The organism is Curtobacterium sp. 24E2 (genome assembly GCF_016925595.1).
Classification (GTDB): domain Bacteria; phylum Actinomycetota; class Actinomycetes; order Actinomycetales; family Microbacteriaceae; genus Curtobacterium.
In genome coordinates, this window is the sequence record NZ_CP068987.1 from 1,088,686 (window position 1) to 1,106,330 (window position 17,645).

General features: G+C 72.4%; 18 protein-coding genes. 7 read left to right on the forward strand and 11 right to left on the reverse strand.

Translation table 11 applies throughout. The features are described from left to right. The first annotated feature begins 7 nt into the window (after nt 1-7). Entirely contained in the window at nt 8-772 is a 765-nt protein-coding gene (locus JN350_RS05490) for an aminoglycoside 3'-phosphotransferase (protein ID WP_205463826.1), read from the forward strand. Nucleotides 773-794: 22 nt separating this feature from the next. Here JN350_RS05490 and JN350_RS05495 read toward each other — a convergent pair whose 3' ends face one another. From JN350_RS05495 to JN350_RS05515, 5 genes are all read right to left on the reverse strand, one after another. Further along, a complete protein-coding gene (locus JN350_RS05495) occupies nt 795-1,454 on the reverse strand; it encodes a hypothetical protein (RefSeq protein WP_205463827.1) in 660 nt (219 codons plus the stop codon). Continuing rightward, nucleotides 1,409-2,116 (reverse strand): hypothetical protein, encoded by a 708-nt coding sequence (locus JN350_RS05500; RefSeq protein WP_205463828.1) that lies wholly within the window; start codon nt 2,114-2,116, stop codon nt 1,409-1,411. Before JN350_RS05500 ends, JN350_RS05495 begins: the two co-directional genes overlap by 46 nt. Nucleotides 2,117-2,133: 17 nt before the next feature. Further along, complete coding sequence (locus JN350_RS05505) at nt 2,134-3,951, reverse strand: alpha/beta hydrolase (RefSeq protein WP_205463829.1); 1,818 nt, start codon at nt 3,949-3,951, stop codon at nt 2,134-2,136. A 138-nt stretch (nt 3,952-4,089) separates the two neighbouring features. Continuing rightward, nucleotides 4,090-5,436, reverse strand: coding sequence for a M23 family metallopeptidase (locus JN350_RS05510; RefSeq protein WP_205463830.1), 1,347 nt, complete (start codon nt 5,434-5,436; stop codon nt 4,090-4,092). Between the two features lie 64 nt (nt 5,437-5,500). Next, complete coding sequence (locus JN350_RS05515; protein WP_205463831.1) at nt 5,501-7,168, reverse strand: hypothetical protein; 1,668 nt, start codon at nt 7,166-7,168, stop codon at nt 5,501-5,503. Nucleotides 7,169-7,253: 85 nt separating this feature from the next. Here JN350_RS05515 and pyrE point away from each other — a divergent pair, with 85 nt between their 5' ends. Further along, nucleotides 7,254-7,805, forward strand: coding sequence for an orotate phosphoribosyltransferase (gene pyrE / locus JN350_RS05520; RefSeq protein WP_205463832.1), 552 nt, complete (start codon nt 7,254-7,256; stop codon nt 7,803-7,805). Beyond that, nucleotides 7,802-10,066, forward strand: a complete 2,265-nt coding sequence (locus tag JN350_RS05525) for a septum formation family protein (RefSeq protein ID WP_205463833.1) — start codon at nt 7,802-7,804, stop codon at nt 10,064-10,066. Before pyrE ends, JN350_RS05525 begins: the two co-directional genes overlap by 4 nt. A gap of 208 nt (nt 10,067-10,274) precedes the next feature. Here JN350_RS05525 and JN350_RS05530 read toward each other — a convergent pair whose 3' ends face one another. Continuing rightward, nucleotides 10,275-11,228: an aldo/keto reductase gene (locus JN350_RS05530; protein ID WP_205463834.1), complete on the reverse strand. Its 954-nt coding sequence runs from the start codon at nt 11,226-11,228 to the stop codon at nt 10,275-10,277. A gap of 111 nt (nt 11,229-11,339) precedes the next feature. On the opposite strand from JN350_RS05530, the gene JN350_RS05535 reads away from it, so the two are divergent. Next, nucleotides 11,340-11,984 (forward strand): HEAT repeat domain-containing protein, encoded by a 645-nt coding sequence (locus JN350_RS05535; RefSeq protein WP_205463835.1) that lies wholly within the window; start codon nt 11,340-11,342, stop codon nt 11,982-11,984. 288 nt (nt 11,985-12,272) lie between these two features. On the opposite strand, the gene JN350_RS05540 is transcribed toward JN350_RS05535, so the two are convergent. Then, complete coding sequence (locus JN350_RS05540; RefSeq protein WP_205463836.1) at nt 12,273-12,962, reverse strand: metal-dependent transcriptional regulator; 690 nt, start codon at nt 12,960-12,962, stop codon at nt 12,273-12,275. 37 nt (nt 12,963-12,999) lie between these two features. Here JN350_RS05540 and JN350_RS05545 point away from each other — a divergent pair, with 37 nt between their 5' ends. Then, the gene (locus tag JN350_RS05545) at nt 13,000-13,890 is read left to right on the forward strand and encodes a CPBP family intramembrane glutamic endopeptidase (protein WP_205463837.1); all 891 of its coding nucleotides are present in this window, start codon (nt 13,000-13,002) and stop codon (nt 13,888-13,890) included. 32 nt (nt 13,891-13,922) lie between these two features. On the opposite strand, the gene JN350_RS05550 is transcribed toward JN350_RS05545, so the two are convergent. The 3 genes from JN350_RS05550 to JN350_RS05560 are packed head-to-tail and all read right to left on the reverse strand — an operon-like array spanning nt 13,923 to nt 14,648. Further along, entirely contained in the window at nt 13,923-14,297 is a 375-nt protein-coding gene (locus JN350_RS05550) for a hypothetical protein (RefSeq protein WP_205463838.1), read from the reverse strand. A 9-nt stretch (nt 14,298-14,306) separates the two neighbouring features. After that, the gene (locus JN350_RS05555; protein WP_205463839.1) at nt 14,307-14,450 is read right to left on the reverse strand and encodes a hypothetical protein; all 144 of its coding nucleotides are present in this window, start codon (nt 14,448-14,450) and stop codon (nt 14,307-14,309) included. Between the two features lie 36 nt (nt 14,451-14,486). Further along, entirely contained in the window at nt 14,487-14,648 is a 162-nt protein-coding gene (locus tag JN350_RS05560; RefSeq protein ID WP_205463840.1) for a hypothetical protein, read from the reverse strand. Nucleotides 14,649-14,848: 200 nt separating this feature from the next. Between JN350_RS05560 and JN350_RS05565 the strand changes: the two genes are divergently transcribed. Both JN350_RS05565 and JN350_RS05570 read left to right on the forward strand, forming a co-directional pair. After that, the gene (locus tag JN350_RS05565) at nt 14,849-15,832 is read left to right on the forward strand and encodes a hypothetical protein (protein WP_205463841.1); all 984 of its coding nucleotides are present in this window, start codon (nt 14,849-14,851) and stop codon (nt 15,830-15,832) included. Nucleotides 15,833-15,942: 110 nt separating this feature from the next. Beyond that, nucleotides 15,943-16,815, forward strand: a complete 873-nt coding sequence (locus JN350_RS05570; protein WP_205463842.1) for a L,D-transpeptidase — start codon at nt 15,943-15,945, stop codon at nt 16,813-16,815. A gap of 15 nt (nt 16,816-16,830) precedes the next feature. On the opposite strand, the gene JN350_RS05575 is transcribed toward JN350_RS05570, so the two are convergent. Then, nucleotides 16,831-17,643 (reverse strand): methyltransferase domain-containing protein, encoded by an 813-nt coding sequence (locus JN350_RS05575; RefSeq protein ID WP_205463843.1) that lies wholly within the window; start codon nt 17,641-17,643, stop codon nt 16,831-16,833. Nucleotides 17,644-17,645: the final 2 nt, after the last annotated feature.

Consider the following 17,645-nt stretch of genomic DNA (forward strand, 5'->3'; position numbering starts at 1 on the left):
GTCCGTCGTGGTGCGCTCGATCGGTGGGTTGCCGGGGCCGGACTCCGTCCCCGTGCCACGGGTGGTCGTGGAGGCCGCCCGGGGCCGCGAGGTCGCCCTGGTCTGGCACAACGAGATCGGCGGCACGACGTTCCGGATCGGCCCGGACGAGCACGCCGACGAGTTCGTCAAGGTCCTGCCGCACGCCTACGGCCGGTGGATCGACGCCGAAGCGGCCCGGCTGACCTGGGCGTCGCAGTACGTGCGGGTACCAGAGGTGCTCGACCACGGTGCCGATGCCGACGGCGTGTGGCTGCGCACGCGTGCCGTGCCCGGGTGGAGCGCCGTCGACCCGCGCTGGCACGACGAACCGCGGACCGCCGTGATCGCGGTCGGTGAGGGGCTCCGTGCGTTCCACGACACCCTGCCGGTGGACGACTGCCCCTTCGAGTGGTCGACCGTGGCGCGGCTCGACCGTGCTCGTGCGGCGGGTGCCGACACGGACCGCCTGGGCCCGGAGCCGCCCGGCGACCGCGTCGTGGTGTGCCACGGAGACCCCTGCACGCCGAACACGCTCATCGGTGCCGACGGCCGGTGGAGCGGGCACGTCGACCTGGACGCCACGGGTGTCGCGGACCGCTGGGCGGACCTGGCGGTGGCGACGATGGCGCTGGGGTGGAACTACGGGCCCGGGTGGGACTCGTTGTTCCACGAGGCGTACGGGGTGCCCGACGATCCGGAGCGGACGGCGTGGTACCGGGCGTTGTGGAACGTCGATGTCGATGACGTCTGAGCGAGCCGAGTTTCTCGCAGGGTCAGATCTTGGGCTCGTTGACGATGGGGTCGTCCCACTCCGGGAAATCTGGGTACACACCCGGGCGGGACCGGTCGGGAAACGTGACGGTCGAGCGTCCGTAGATGGCATCCGAAAGCGCGTTGCCGTCGTTGGTCCAGAACAGTTCGCTGTAGACCTCGAGGGTGTAGCGGCCGTTCTCTTGAGCGGTGTAGATGAGTTGCCAGCCATCGCCGGTGTACCCCCAGAGCTCGTGGTCGCCGGTGATGTCGCGTTGCTCGATGGTCCACCCCTGATCGGTGAAGTAGTCGAGCATCGGTTGCAGGTCGCGCTGCTCGCCTGCGGTGCCAGGGGGTGACCAGAGTCGTCCGCTGCGCATGTAGTAGCTGTTCTTCGTGTCCGCGCCCGGCAGCGGGGCGACGCCGTCCCCTCCGATCAACGGCAGGTCGTCGCCGCCACCCCACTCCCACTCGCCGTCGTAGGCCTGGAGCTGTGCTTCGTTGAGGAGCCGTTGCATGTGGTCGTAGTGGTCCCGGAAGGCGTCGAACTCTTGGTGGAGCGACCTCTCCGCGACGTCGTCCTGTGTCAGGCCGGCTGCGTCGGTGGGCATCTGGTCTTCTCCTGCTGCGCACCCGGTCAGCAGTCCCAGGGAGAGGACTGCCGTCGTGATGGTGCGGAGCATCGGTCAGATCTTGGGCTTGTTGACGACCGGGTCGTTCCAGGAGGGAGCGGCGGGAATACGCCCGGAAGTGACCGGTCGGGGAACGTGACGGTCGAGCGTCCATAGATGGCATCCGAAAGGGCGTTGCCGTCGTTGGTCCAGAATGGCTCGCTGTAGACGGTGATCGGGTTGTCGCCGTTCTCCTGGGCGGTGTACTGGATCTGCCAGCCGTCGCCGGTGGTGGCCCAGACTTCTTCGTCGCCGGTGATGGTGCGGCGTTCGAAGGTCCAGCCCTGTTCGGTGAAGTAGTCGATCATCGGTTGCAGGTCGCGTTCCTGGTCGATCGTCTCGGGTGGGGACCAGAGTCTGGTGGTGCTCATGTCGTAGCTGTTCTTCGTGTCCGAGCCCGGCAGCGGGGCGACGCCGTCCCCTCCGATCAGCGGCAGGTCGTCGCCGCCGCCCCACTCCCACTCGCCGTCGTAGACCTGGAGCTGTGCCTCCTTGAGGAGCCGTTGCATGTGTTCGTAGCGGTCCCGGAAGGCGTCGAACTCTTGGTGCAGGGACATCTCCGCGACGTCGTCCTGTGTCAGGCCGGCTGCGTCGGTGGGCATCTGGTCTCCTCCTGCTGCGCACCCCGACAACAGCCCGAGGGTCAGGGCTGCCGTCGCGATGGTGCGGAGCATCGATTGCATGGTGTTCATCATGGCTTCCCGGTGGCGATGATCTTCGCGATCGTGTGCTGCGACGTGGCGTCACGGGACAGGTAGCCGACGCCGCTGTCCGGGTACATGTCGTGGCCGGTGACGGCCTTGGTGCCCCGGGCGGCTTCCGCGCTGAACGTCCCGACGTCGCGCAGGTCGCGGGGATCGGTGCGCCCGATCCTCCCGAATCTCGCGGTGTGGTCCTCCGCACCTTCGGTCGCGTAGACCCGGCCCACGTTGAGGTGCTCCGGTCTCGTGGTGTCGGTGAACCCGACCGAGCCGTAGGTGATGAACGAGTCGACTCGGTGCCGGGTCTGCGCGAGTGCCTCGGCCGCGGTGGTGGAGCCGTAGGAGTGTCCGAGGACGGTCACAGACCGCGGTGGCGTGCTGCGACTGTCGTGGATACCGTCCAGGAACGACGCGAGGTTCGCCCCGCCCGCGTGCGCCCTGTCTTGGCGCGGGACCTCGATGACGCCCGGAGCGCGGTACCCGATCCAGGACACGACCGCGAACGATTCTGATCGTCGATGCTTCCACGCGGTTGCCAGAAGCCCGTTGGCGGCGCGGACCTTCTCACCCATGCTGTCGAGCGTGGTCATCGCACCCGGCACGTTGACGGTCACGTTCGACGCGGTGTCCAGATCGCCGAGCGCGACGGCGGCGACGAGCGCTCCGTTCGAGACACCGAACCCGACCAACTGCGCGACCGCTGCCGAGGGTGCCTTCAGCCGACCCGCGAGTTGATCAGCACGGTTGAGTCCGTCGCGGAGCGCGATGACCTGCTCCGTGAACTCGTCGAGGCTGACCGCCCCGTAGGTGTACGCCAACCCGATCAGCCGGTACAGCCGCTCCGGATCCCGCACGGCGGCGGAGAGGACCGCACGGGACGCGATGTCGCGCTGCGCGGCCGGGACCCCGTCGAGTCCTGCGAACTGCAGCTGCGTGGTGAGCGGCAGCGCGCGGACGTCGGCGTCGGTGAATCCGAGTGCAGCCCAGATCGCTGCGACCTCCGCCGGTGTCAGGGAGGGATCGAGCAGCCGCTGCAGCCCTGGCGGGAGTGTCGACGCCGCGGCAGCGTCGAGCGCGGTGTTCGCCAGGGAGTCCCCGCCGGCAGCGCTGAAGGCGTCCGCGATCCGGTCGACCCAGGACGTGTCCTCGGCGTTCTCGGCGAGGTAGTCGCCGAACCCGCCCGGCAGCGTGGCACCGTCGATGGGGACCCAGCTGCAGCGGCTCGTGAACGCAGTCCAGGCGTTGCGCACCCGGACCAAGTCCTGTTCCGTCGAGGCGTCCTGTGCGCGGGCCGTCGCGCTGAACTGCCGCAGCCTGGTCGGGTCGGCACTGCTGCGTCCGCCGGATCGACCACCGCCGGTGCGCTGGCGTGTCCGGGCGCTGAAGGTCGCAGAGACCGGTGACGGGCGCTTCGGTGTGCTGGACGGCTTCGGGTCGAAGACCGCACTGGTCCAGTCGAGCACGGGCTGCATCGGCACGCCGCCAGCTGTGCGCACGAGCGCACGGTCGGTCTCGCGCTGCCGCCACGCCGCCAGATCCGCCGAGCGCTGCCGTTCCACGTCCGCCTGCCGTTGCACGACGCGGAGCTGATCGGCCAAGCTCTCGAGCTCCTTCGCCAGCCGGACGCGGTCGGCGGACTCCGTCACGCGAGCCGCCTCGAACAGCCGCGCGTGCGCACCGTCGAAGTCGAGCAGCGCGGCCTCGGCGGTGCTCCGACGCGGTCCGGCGCTGGCCCGCAGCGTCAGTGCCACCTCGACCGCGCAGTCGACCAACCGCGACGCCGCTGCGTCGTCGAACTCGATCCCCATCGTTCCCCCACCATCCAACTGGCTGTTGTGGGAAACGTAGCATTTCAGTGGTGCAGTGTGAAATTGTGCGCGCGATGGTGTGGAAACAGCGGACCGCCGCCCGCGGGAGCGGACGGCGGCTCGGTGGTCGAGCGGGGACTAGAAGGCGACGCCCCGCGCGGACATGAACGGCACCGGGTCGGTCGTGGCGCCGTTGATGTGCACCTCGACGTGGCTGTGGCACCCGGTGGATGCACCGGTCGACCCGACGAGGGCGATGAGCTGCCCCGCGGAGACCTGCTGTCCCGGGCTGACCCGGAACCCGCCGTTGACGATGTGCCCGTAGGCCGTCTGCACGCCGTTGCCGTGGCTGATGCGGACGTAGTTGCCGTAGCCGCCGTACCAGCCGACGTAGTCGATGGTGCCGGCGGATGCTGCGACGATCGGTGTCGAGCAGCCGCTGGCGAGGTCGGTGCCGTCGTGCTTGGTGACGATCCCGGTGATCGGGTGCACGCGGTAGCCGTAGGGGCTGATGACGTAGCCGCTGGCCGGACGGACCCAGCCCTGACCGCCACCCGAGCCAGCGGAACCGCCACTGCCCGAGCCGCTGCTGCCGGAGCCGCCACCACCGCCGGACGACCCGCTGCCGGCGTTCGCTGCCGCTGCTGCTGCGGCCAGTTCTCGGGCGGCACGGGCTTCGGCCTCGCGCGCAGCCTTCGCCTCGGCCGCCTTGCGGATCTGCTCACCCTTGGCGAACTCCGCCTCGGTCCGGACGCGACCGGAGACCAGGGTCGCGAGCTGGGCGTCGAGCCGGGCCTTGTTCGACTGCTGTTCGTCGTACGCGGTCTGCACGGCGTCGGAGGCGGCCTGTGCCTCTTGCATGCGGGCCTCGGCCTTCGCAGCGAGCCGCTCGAGCTCCGCAGCAGCGCGGTCGGCCTGGGCCTCGAGCGAACGGGTGACGCCGGCGTCGACGGCCGCGGCGGCCTGCACGCGTTCGGCCTGTTCGGACAGCTTGCTCAGCGCGCCGAGGTCGTAGAGCAGGTCGCGCGCATCGTCGCCCTTGGTGAGCACCGAGGTCGTGACGTCGGCACCGCCGGAGCGGGCCATCTGCGCGGCGAACTGGCCGGCCTGCGCCGCGCTCTGCTCGGCGACCTTCGCGTGCTCGTCCGCCTTCGCGCGGAGCTGCTGCTCTTCTTCTGCGGCGTCCTGGGCATCGGACTGGGCGTCGAAGAACACCTGTCCGAGCTCCTGCGCCTTCGCCTGGGCGGCCTCGACCTTGGCGTCGAGGTCGCTGATGATGCCCTTGATCTCGGTGATCTGCCCCTGCTTCGCAGATTCCTTGCCGCGGGCGTTCTTGACCTCGTCCCACGTGGGGTAGGTCGCCGCCTGGGCGGTGGGTGCATCGACGACGACCGTGCCGACCAGGCCCGCGAGTGCCAGTCCGGTGACGGCGAGGCGGAGGCGCACGGTGGCACGAGGGGTGCGGTGGCTGGTGGGGCGAGACATCGAGCACGAGCCTATACATCCGTACAGAGAAGATCGGACGCCGACGCGCCGCTGTGGACAACTCCTAGAACCCGCGCTCCTGGCGGATCTCGTCGGCACTGCCGACCACGTCGCGCCGGAGGACGTCCGCGCCGGAGGTCTCCGCGTAGTCGTAGACGTCGAACCCCGTGCAGTGCGTGATCGTCGCCGGGGCACCGAGGGAGTCCTCGACCGCGGTGGTCCACAGGTCGTGCGACCCGACCACCACGAACGTCGGGTCGGCGTCACGGTAGGCACCGAGGTCGACGAGCCACGGGTACGTGTCGAAGGTGTCGCGGACCTGCAGCAGCTGCATGTTCGTCGCGGAGTACGTGGCGAGTGGCCGCACCGTCCAGAACTGGCCGACCCCGGTGACCGATCGTCCGTCCGCCCAGCGGTCCAGGCAGGACGACGGGGTGTACCGGGCCGTGGCGACGGCGTGCGCGGTGCTCGGTGCGGTGGCGACCCCCGCGGCGAGGACGGCGACGGCGGCGATCGCGACGGTGGCCCGGACCCCGCGGAACGGCCGGTGCACTCGGGTGCGGCGGACCGCGGTGCGCGTGAGTTCGGCCACCGCGACGAGCGCCAGCAGCGGTGCGGTGACGACGGGCTCGAGGTACCGCGGCGTCTCCGACCCGACGAGGACGACCCCGACCGACGCCGCGACCACGGTCACCAGGGGCAACGCGGTCGCGACGAGCACGGTGCGTGCGGTCCGGACCCGCCAGGCCCACACCGTGCCGCCGACGGTGACGAGCACCCCGACGAACATCAGGAGCAGCCCGGCATCGCCCGCGGCTGTGCCGGCCCGCACGTCGGTCAGCGCCGCGAAGAACTGCAGGGTCTCCACCGCGCGCGACGGCCGGACGTAGGTGGACGGGTCGAGCGACACGAAGGGCCGCAGCGGGATCCGTACCAGGTACCCGAGCAACGACCCGGCCGCCATGGTGCCGGACAGCAGCAGCGCTGGACGCCACGGCACCCGGCGCACCGCCGCCAGCAGCACGAGCGTGACCATCACGGGTGCGGCGGACCACGGGACGTACAGCGGGTTCGACGCGGTCGTGCAGAGCGCCACCAGCCCGAGCACCACGAGCACGACGACGGATGCCCGCCCGACCCGCACGGCGCGGAGCACGAGCACCGCGGTGCCGAGCATCGCCAGCACCACGCCGTAGTAGTACGTCGTGGTCAGCAGCAGGGACGCCAGCTCGAGCGACGTCGCGGTGCCCGACGACTCCGTCAGCACCAGCAGGGTCACGAACGCCACGCTCGCCGCCGACACCGTGATGCGGGCCGCTCGTCCGGCCGACGGCATGAGCTCGTTCGCGGCAGCCCGCACCAGCGCGTACACGGCCAGCAGGACGAGCACCCCGTTCAGCGCCAGGGCCTGCTGCGGGGTCCCCGTGACGAGGGCGCAGAGCAGGTAGACCGGCAACTCGGGGAAGAAGAACAGCGCCGGGGACATCGCCCACTCGAACGGCTGCCCGAGCTGCATCGACCGGTGCACCAGGGGCAGCAGCACCGAGTCGCCGTCGTACCAGAGCAGGGCGACCCGTTCCGTGGCGACGACGTGGCGGAGGGCGATGACGGCCAGGGCCAGCGCGACCAGGGCGCCCAGGGCCTCCCGTCCGATCGCCCCGGCCACGCCGCCGGACCGACGGCCGCCGGACGGAGCCGGCGCCACGGCGGAGCGACGCGGTGCTCGGGGCATGTCCCGGAGCGTACCGAGCGCTGCTCGGGACGACCCCACAGGACGGGGAGCGCGCTGCGAGTCCGACCGGCTACCCTTGTGCGCTGTGACCGACGCGCGCGAACAGTTGATCCAGTACATCTCCTCCGAAGCGGTGTTCCACGGCGACTTCACCCTGACCAGCGGGAAGAAGGCGACGTACTACATCGACCTGCGGAAGGTCAGCCTGGACCACCGGGTCGCGCCGCTGATCGGCCAGGTCATGACCGAGCTCGTGCAGCAGGTGCCGGACGTCTCGGCCGTCGGCGGACTGACCATGGGCGCCGACCCCATCGCCAGTGCTGTGCTGCACCAGGCCGCCGCACAGGGCCTGACCTACGACGCCTTCGTCGTCCGCAAGGAGCCCAAGGACCACGGCCGCGGCAAGCAGGTCGAGGGCCCTGACCTCGCGGGCAAGCGCGTCGTCGTGCTCGAGGACACCTCCACCACGGGCGGATCGCCGCTCAAGGCGGCCGAAGCGCTCGAGCGCGAGGGCGCGATCATCGCCGCCGTCGCGGTCGTCGTCGACCGCGACACCGGCGCCAAGGAGACCATCGAGGCAGCCGGGTACCCCTACTTCGCGGCCATCGGGTTGGCTGATCTGGGGCTGACCGCGTGAGCGGGGAGCGTCCGGACGACGCGCGCGACCCCGAGGACACGGCCGGCCCCGCAGCGGCGGCCGACGGTGCCGACGGGGTCGACGGCCAGGAGGCCCGGCGCGCGTCCGACCCGGACGCTCCGTTCCACGGTCTCCGCAGCGCCGCGGACATCTTCGGCGCCCCGCGGGGCGAGGAGGACTGGCCCTCGCGACGGGAGCGCCGCGAGGCCGAGCGCACCGCACGTGAGACGGGCGCCCCGCTGCCGGAGCCGTTCGAGGCGTCGGCACCGGAGCCCGAGGCACCCGCGGCTGCGGCGGTGCCTGCTCCGGCCGCTCCGGTGCTGGACGACGGCGCGACGCAGGCCATCTCGATGCCCGAGCAGCTGTCAGCTCCGTCCGAGAGCCCGGACGCCGCCGCCGAGCACGAGCGCTCCACCCTGCACGACCGCATCCCGCCGGCCGCCGTCGTGCCGCCGAACCCCACAGCGCCGCACCCCTCGTCGATCGTGCTGCCCACCGCGCAGACCCACCGCGACGAGCGCGCCGCGGCCGCGAAGGCCATCGAGGACGAACGTCGCCGCACCGACCCATTCGGCGAGGGCCGTGCCGACGTCGACTGGCTCGGCCGTGCAACCGGCTCCGGCACGCCCGTCCCGCCCACCGGGCCCGTCGCGCACCAGCCGCTCGGTGTCGAGAACGTGCTGCCCCCGTCCGAGGAGCCGCCGAGCTTCACCGACCTGCTCCGCATCGCCGGAACGGGTCCCGTGCCCACGCAGGGAGCCGGACCGGACCGACCGTTCGACTGGGCCATCCGCGACGACGAGACCGGCGAGGTCCCGACGGCCCTGACCGGCGACTCCTTCGACACGACGGCGTTCGGTGGCAGCGGCTCGTGGTCGCTGGCGGACGAGACCGACGCCGAGGACGAGGTCGACTCCGGCGAGGTCGACACCCCGGTCGACGGGGTGCCGCAAGCGCCACGGACGTTCCCGGTGCCGCCGGCGGTGCCGACTGCTGTCGTGCCGCCTGCTGGTGCTGTGCCGCCTGCAGTTGCAGGTGCCGGGCCGGTGGCTCCCGCGGAGTCGACCGAGGCCCCGGACGCGACCCGCTCGGCTGCCGAGGGCGACGGGGCGGACGCGGCCACGGGCCTCCCGGACGCCGCGACCACCGCACTGCCGGTCGCCGGGACGCCCTGGTGGTCCGAACCGGACGCGACCGTGCCGCCGACCGCTGCGCCGCCCCTGGTCGAGCCCGCTGCGTCGCCCGCGTCCCCAGTGCGCCTGCCGCCCGCGGTGGGGCAGGACCTGGACGCCGTCCTCGGCCTGCACCGGGACGACACGGGTACGCAGCCCACGGCGTTGCCGGCCGCGGCGCCGGACGACCTGGACCAGACCGAGTGGGACGGCCGCGAGACCAGCGACACGAGTGCCATCAAGGACCTGTTCGGCACCGAGGCCGTCGGGCAGCTCGGCGGCACGGGCTACGACCCGGAGGACACCGGGACGCGGATGATGCCGGCGGCCGCGGTGCCGTCGGCTGCTGCCGGTGCTGCCGGTGCTGCCGGTGCTGCCGGTGCCGGGGCGTCGTCGCCTGCTCCCGCTCCGTCCGGCCAGCCGGTCGAGCGCGACAACTTCATCAACCAGGGCGCGGCGCGCCTGCGGAGCGAGGGCAAGCGCGGCAAGCAGCTGCTCGTCTACGGCTCGATCGCCCTGATCGTCGTACTCATCGCCCTGGTGTTCCTGCTGACGACGTGGATCCGCGGCAACAACATCTCCGACCAGGAGATCGCGCCGACGAAGTCCCCGGCGGCAGCGTCATCGGCTCCGGCGACTCCTTCGGCTGCGGCGTCTGCCGCTCCCTCGGACGAGGCCGCTGCTCCGGCTGCGACGCTCCAGTTCGCCACCACGCCCGCGCTGCCGGGCGAGCACGCCTGGACCGATCTGGCCGGCGGGGAGTGCCTGTCGCCGTTCACCAACGCCTGGGCGCAGAGCTTCACGGTCGTCGACTGCGCGACGCCGCACATCGGGCAGCTCACCGCACGGATCGCCGTCGACGGGGATGCGTACCCGGGGGCCGAGGCCCTCGCGACGCAGGCGGCCGACCAGTGCCAGTCGGACGCGGCCCTGAACGCCTCGGCGGCTGCGGACGTCGGGGACGTGCAGGTGCAGGGGTCGTACGCTCCGGACCAGGCGACGTGGGACCAGGGCGACCGGTTCATCTCGTGCTTCGTGACGCGGTCGTCGGGACAGGAGCTCACGGCGTCGTTGGCCCCGGGGGCGTAGGGCGGCTGCTGCGGCTGGCGGCTGGGGTACGTGCGGGCGCATCTTCCGACGGTCCACGACGTGATCGACGCGTGTTCTGTCGAGACATGCGCACGCATCGGATGCGTGTGCAATGAACGACATTCCACGAGTTGGTCGTCTGGTGGATCGTCGGAACATGCACACGCATCCGTGACGCGCGAGCGGGCCGCGGTGAACTGGGCGCGGGTCAGGCGGCCGCGGGGACCTTCGCCGACACATCGGACAGGGTCTGCAGCTCGTCGGCGCTGAGCTCGAGCTCCGCCGAGGCCAGCAGTGCCGGCAGCTGCTCGGTGTTGCGCGCGCTGGCGATCGGCGCGACGACGTCGGGCTGCGCCTGCAGCCACGCCAGGGCGACGGTCGCGAGCTCGGTGCCACGGGCCTCCGCGATGGTGGACAGGGCGTCGACCACGGCGAGCCCCTCGTCGTTGAAGTACCCCGAGACCTGGCCCTCGCGGTCCTTGCCGGCGAAGTCCTCCTTCGAGCGGTACTTGCCGGTCAGGAACCCGGCGGCGAGTGCGAAGTACGGCACGACGCCGAGGCCGTGCGCGTGGGCGAGCGGGGCGATCTCGGACTCGTACGGCTGGCGGGTGACGAGGTTGTAGTGCGGCTGGATCGCGACCGGCTGCGCGAGGCCGTTCTCGGTCGCGATGCGGATCCACTCCTCGGCGCGGTCCTTCGAGTAGTTCGAGATCGCGGTGTAGCGGACGATGCCGTCCTTCACGAGCTGGTCGAAGGCGCGGACGGTCTCCTCGAGCGGGGTCGACTGGTCGTCGAAGTGCGCGTAGTACAGGTCGATCCGGTCGGTGCCGAGGCGCTGCAGGCTGGCACGGGCGGCAGCGGCGACGGTGTCCGCGCCGAGGCCCTGGAACTGCGGGTGCTGCGAGCCCTTCGTGGCGATGACGACGTCGTCACGCTTGCCCGAGGCCGCGAGCCACGAACCGATCACCCGCTCGGACTCGCCGCCCTCGTTGCCGGGAGCCCACGCGGAGTACACGTCGGCGGTGTCGATGAAGTCGCCGCCCGCCGCGGTGTAGGCGTCGAGGACCTGGTGGGAGGTCGACTCGTCCGCCGTCCACCCGAAGACGTTGCCGCCGAGGGCGAGGGGGAACACGTGGAGGTCGCTGGTACCGATGCGGGGCATACGGGGGTCCTTTCGCGGTCGGGCGAGCAGTCCTCGATGTGAACCGCTCCTCGGCCGACGCTATGCCCCGAGGCTTGACACGGCCCCGGTGGCAGCGGGTTGCATGGACCCATGACCGCGCTCACCGATGCCCTCGCCGACCCCCGTTCTTCGGTCCGGCTGCAGGCCGTGATGGCCGCCGGGACCACCCCGGACGCGGCCGACCTCGACGTGCTCGTCGAACAGTGCGCCGTCGAGCCGGACTTCTTCGTCCGCGACATGCTCACCTGGGCGCTGACCCGGCACCCGTCGGCCGACGTCGTCGGGCGGGTGGTCCCGTCGCTCACCCGTTCCGAGCCGCAGGCCCGCAGCCAGGCGTTGCACACCCTGTCGAAGGTCGGCGACCCGTCGGCCTGGCCATCGGTGCGCCCACTGCTCGCGGACCACGGCGACGAGGTGCTCCGCGCCGCCTGGCGGACCGCCGTCGCACTCGTGCCCGACGACGAGCGGGCCGACCTGGCCCGGACGCTCGCGGTGCAGCTCGGGGTCGGCCCGCGCGAACGGCGGCTCAGCCTGTCGCGGGCACTGGTGGGGTTGGGCGAGGAGACGGTGGTGCCGGTGCTCGCGGCGGCTGCCGACCGGGGCTCCGAGGCCGTGCGGGAACACGCCGCCGACACGGAGCGGCTGTTGCACGACCCGGACGCGGCGTCCGCGCTCGCCCTCGAGCGGGCTCGGCGCGAGGTGGCGCTCGGCCGCACCCGGTCCGCCAAGGGGTGAGCGCGGCCGTGGACGTCACCAGCTGACGGACGGGAGGCCCGTGGCGACGCCGCCACGGGCCTCCCGTCCGTCACGGGGCGGGGCGGACCGGGGCGGACCGGGATCGGCTGGGGCGGACCGGGATCGGCTGGGGTCGGCTGCCGCGCTCGCGTGAGGTTCCACAACACGCCGTCGGTTCGTCGCCGAGGTTCCACGCGCGAGCCCTGAGCGCGCCGAGGTTCCGAGATCTCGGAACCTCAACGGGCGCGGGCGGGCGCGGCGGACGCGGACATCGCGCCCGCGCCCTCGTCAGTCGGCGTCGGGAGCGAGCCAGATCGCGGTCGCGGCAGCGGCGGGCAGGTCGACGAGCGCCTCGGCGCCGTCGGCCCCACGTCGGGAGACCGCGATGACGCCGGCGTAGTCCCGCACCCGCTCGACCCGCAGGTGGGTGCCGAGACCGACCCCGAGCTCGTCGAAGTACCGCAGCAACGAGGGGTCGTCGTCCGACACCCGGTCGACCGTGCCGCACGCACCGGGCTCGATCGCGCCGAGCAGGACACCGAGCGTGGCGGGTACGGTGCCGTCCGCGGCGGGGATCGGGTCGCCGTGGGGGTCGTGGGTCGGGTGCCCCAGGTCGGCGTCGACCCGGTCGAGGAACCGCTCCGACACCGCGTGCTCGAGCGCCTCGGCCTCGGTGTGGACCTCGTCCCACGTGTAACCGAGGCGGGACACCAGGAACGACTCGATCAGCCGGTGCCGCCGGACCATCGCCACGGCGACCTGGTGCCCGAGCGGGGTGAGCACGACACCGTAGTAGGGGGTGTGCTCGATGAGGCCGTCGCGGTCGAGCTTCTTGAGGTTGCCGGACACCGTCGAGGCCGACACCTTCAGCGTCGCCGCGATGTCCCGCGTGGCCAGTCCGGCGCCGCCGCGTTCCCCGGCCTTCCAGATGAGCTTGACGTAGTCCTCGGCCATGGTCGACAACGAGGGCAGGCGCATACCGCCAATCGTACGGCTGCACTGGTACAACCGGGACGTGCACCAACCCCGTCGCCGCCGCTGGCCGGTCCCGCCCTCGCTGCTCATCGGCCTCGCGCCGCTCGTGGTGTTCGCGGCGATCAGTGCGTGGCGGTCGCGCCCGAGCGACGACTACCCGACCCTCGGCCAGACGGTGGACAGCGTCGTCCGGTCGTTGGTCGTCCCCGAGGGCATCGCCGCCGTCGCGCTCGCCGTGGTCGTCACGGGACTCGGGTGGTGGCGGATCGCGACCGTCGACCGCACCCGGACACCGCTGCGCTGGTCGGCGCTGGCTCCGTCTCTGGTCCTGGTGGTGTGCGTGGTGCGCCTGCCGTTCATCGACTGGGCAGCGTTGCCCGTGCGCTACTTCCTGCTGCTCACCGTCGGGGTGCTGTTCGTCGGGGTGTTCGAGGAGCTGATGGCCCGGGGCACGCTGCTGGTCGGGCTCCGGCGCCGGGTGCCCGAGTTCGGCGTGTGGGCGCTGTCGTGCGTGCTGTTCGGGCTGCTGCACCTGCTCAACGCGCTCGCCGGGGCGGGCATCGGACCGACGCTGATCCAGGTCGTCTTCGCGGCGTCGTTCGGCTCCACGCTCTACGTCGCTCGCCGGGTCACCGGGTCACTGCTCGTGCCGGTGCTGCTGCACGCGTTCTGGGACTTCGGGTCGATCGGGTACTCCGCGACCGCTGATCCGTCGGACACCGGTCGGCTCGTGGGCCTCGGGCTGATCGGCCTGTTCTCGTTCCTGGTGCTGGCGTTCGGGATCGTCGCGGGCGGCATGGTCGCGTGGCGCGACGACCGTCCGCGTCGCCTGGCGAAGCGCTGGCGTTCGGTGCCGCCGATGGCGGCGTTCGCCCTGGAGGCCCGTGGCTTCGAACCCGCACAGCCTGCGGTCCGGTTCACCTCGCGGTAGACCCCCGTTCGCGCGCTGGCAACCGCCTCTCCCTACCGTCGTGGTGATTCCAAGTCGGTACCAAGAGAGGAGCGCCGCTCGGTCCCCGGGCGGCCACCACACATGCGCAGAACCGCTGTCCGCGGGGTGACGGTCGCCGTCGCCGCGACCGCACTCGTGCTCGGGACACCCCTCGTCGCCCAGGCGGCCACGACGTACCCGAGCGACTCCGCCAAGCCCGACCTCGTCTCGCTGCTGAGCGGGTACGACCAGTTCTGGACGTCGAGCGGCGCAAACGACCTGCACGGCACCGTCGTCGACCCGACCACGCTGGCGAAGAACGACCAGCTGACCTCGTGGATCAACCAGAACGCCACCGCGGCGCAGCAGTTCACCGCGCTGCAGGACTCCGAGTACCAGAACGCCACGAACACCGCCTACGACCAGTCCTCCACGGTCGCGCAGGGGTTCGGCGACGTGCTCGAGAAGGCGTACGTGCAGGGCCGGCTCGACGGCGCCCTGCCGTTGACGAGCGCGGTCATCAACAGCTCGAACGGCAGCACCGGCGCGTACGTGAGCACCGGTACCGCGAAGGCCCACTACAGCCACTCGCGCCCCTACCTGCCCGCGACCACCACCGCGACGCTCCCCGCGACCGACGACCAGACCGGCTGCGCCCCCGCGACGGTGAACGCCTCGTCGGTCTCCGCCAACCGCGCCGGCAAGGCGTGGGCATCGGCCGACGGCACGCTCGACATCACCCGCGTCCCGGTCGCCACGGACACCACGCACGAGTTCTCGCCGAACGACGTCGTCCTCGACCCCGGCTACGGCACCGCGGGCATCTGCACCGGCGGCTCGTACCCCAGCGGACACACCACCACGGCGTACCAGGCCGGCATCACCCTGGCGACGCTCGTCCCCGAGCTCTGCGCCGGAGATCCTCGCCCGCACGTCGGAGAACGGCAACGACCGCATCGTGCTCGGCGTGCACTACCCGCTCGACATCATGGGTGGGCGCATCGACGGCGAAGCCGCCCTCGCAGCCCGCTGGTCCGACACCCAGTACCGCACCGACGTGCTCGAGCCCGCTCGCGCCGAGCTCGTGCAGTACCTCGAGCAGCAGTGCGGCGACACCCTGGCGAACTGCATCGCGAAGGAGCAGCCCTACACGAACAACCCCTACGGCGGGAAGGCGATCCCCGGCGGAACCGCCCAGGTCGTCACCGACCGCGCCTCGGCCGTGCGGGTCTACCAGGAGCGCATGACCTACGGTTTCGCGAAGACCGGGACCGCCGGCCAGGCGCCGTCCGTCCCCGCCGGCGCGGAGAACCTGCTCCGCACCACGTTCCCGACGCTGACGGACGCCCAGCGCACGTCGGTGCTCGCCCAGACGGAGATCGACTCGGGCTACCCGCTCGACCAGACCGGTACGGCGAACGGCTCGTGGGAGCGACTCGACCTCGCCGCAGCGACGAGTGCGACCGTGGCGGTCGCCTCGAACGGCGCCGTCAAGGTCCTGTCGACCGGCGGCACCGCGCGGGTGCTGACCGGTGTCCTCACTGCGCCGCACGGTTCGTCGGTCGCAGCGGGGTCGAAGCTGGCGCTGGCGGGCACGGGCTTCACCGCCGGTGTGACGCTGTCCGTCGTCCTGCACTCCGACCCCGTCACGGTGGGCACCCTGACCGTCGCTGCCGACGGCACGGTCGCCGGCACCGTGACGATCCCCGCCGGCACCGCCACCGGTGCGCACACGGTCGACCTGGTCGCCAGCACGGGCGACTCGGTGCTGGCCGCACCACTCGCCATCACCGTCACCCCGGCGGCGGCGGCGACCGGCGTGACGGGAACGGGAGCCGGCACCGGCGGGACGGGCACGGTCGGGACGGGCACCGGCGTGGCGACCGACCCCGGCGCGACCACGGGCGGCACCGGCATCCACCTGCCGGTCGTCAGCGGCTGACCCGCTCGCATCACCGCACCACAGATGCGACCGGCCGGTGCCCGCACCCGCGGGCACCGGCCCCACCGCTCTCCACCCTCCCCGCTCTCCACCCTCCTCGGAGCCACGTCATGCACACGCGCACCATCTGGACCACCGCCGGTGCCGCGCTCGCCGTGCTCGCCGCGGCCGGGCTCGTCACGACCGCGCTCCTCGGCAGCGACCGCACCGCCGCCGCACCGGTGACGACCCCGGCCACGGCACCGGCCAGCGCCGCGCCCGCGGTCCCGCACGTCGACGCCGCCGCGGTCGCGAAGCTGCCGGAAGCGCAGTACTCCGCCGTCATCGCCGGCCTGATGCCCTTCGACCGCACCGTGCGGTCGGACACCGTGTTCCACCTGACCGCGGACGCACCCCTGTTCGGTGCCCACCGCGACCGCCCGGTCGCCCGTCTCGCCGCGCAGGACTTCCTGCGGCAACCGACCACCGTCGTCGGGGTCGAACGCGACGGCGACTGGGAGCTCGTCCTCACCCCTGCCCGCCAGCAGTTGCCGTCAGCCGCGGGGACCACCGGCGCCGCCGCGCAGACCGCGGCGTGGGTGCCGGTCCGCGCGCTCCGGGAGACGGCGACACCGCGCTCCCGGATCGTGATCTCGACGACCGACCAGACCGTGTCCGTCGTGAACGCAGACGGCACGACCCTGCAGCGCTTCGACGCCGGAGTCGGCACGGCGGACACCCCGACGCCGACGGACGTGACCGGGTACCTCGAACAGCGCTACGTCGACCCGGCCCAGGGTACGGGGGACCACCCGATCCAGCTCACGTCGTTGCACTCGGGGGCCGCCGACGAGCCGTACGGCGGCCACGACGGCGGGCTGATCGGCCTGCACTGGAACGCCACGACCTCGGGCACGGTGTCGCACGGCTGCGTCCGGCTCGACGCCGATGCCGTCGCCGCGGTGAACGCACTGCCGCTCGGTACCCTCGTCACCGTCGAGTGACCCGCCGCTGACCCCTCAGGGCTTGCGGCCGACGGCGAACACCCGGCGGAACGGGTACACCGTGCCGTGGGCGCTCGCCGGGTACGCCTCGCGCAGCGCCGCCCGGTACCGCTCGACGTACTCCGCCGTCAGCGCACCGGTCGGGTCGGCGGCGTCGAGCGCCGCCAGTGCCGGCCGCAGCCCGGTGCCGCGTACCCAGTCGAGCACCGGGTCCTCGCCCGGCAGCAGCTGCGCGGAGGTCGTCTCCCACGCGCGGGCCGTGAAACCGGCGTCGAGCATGATGCCGAGGTAGCCGGCGGGGTCGAGCACCGGGTCCTCGCGCAGCACGCCGTCGAGCGCCGACGCCCAGGGACCGGAGGCCCCGATCGACCGCATCAAGGCGTGCGACGGGGACCCGAAGTTGCCCGGTACCTGCATCGCGAACCACGACCCGGACGGCATCGCGTCGAGCCACCGCGGCAGCAGCGCCACGTGTGACGGCACCCACTGCAGCGCCGCGTTCGTCACGACCACGTCGTCGGTCGGCCCGGGCGTCCAGTCCTCGATGGCCCCGAGCTCGAACGACAGGTTCGGCAGGCCCGCCAGAGCGGGGTCGGCCGCAGCCGACGCGAGCATCTCCGCCGAGCTGTCGATCCCGACCACCGGCGACGAACGCCACCGCGCTGCCAACGTGGCGGTGAGGGCCCCGGGACCGCAGCCGAGGTCGACGACGCGACGCGGGGCCTCCTGTCCGTCACCGGCCGGCCACGCGACCTGCGCGACCAGGTCATGGAAGGGACGCCCGCGGTCGTCCGCGAACGCGGCGTACCGCGACGGGTCCCAGCGCACGG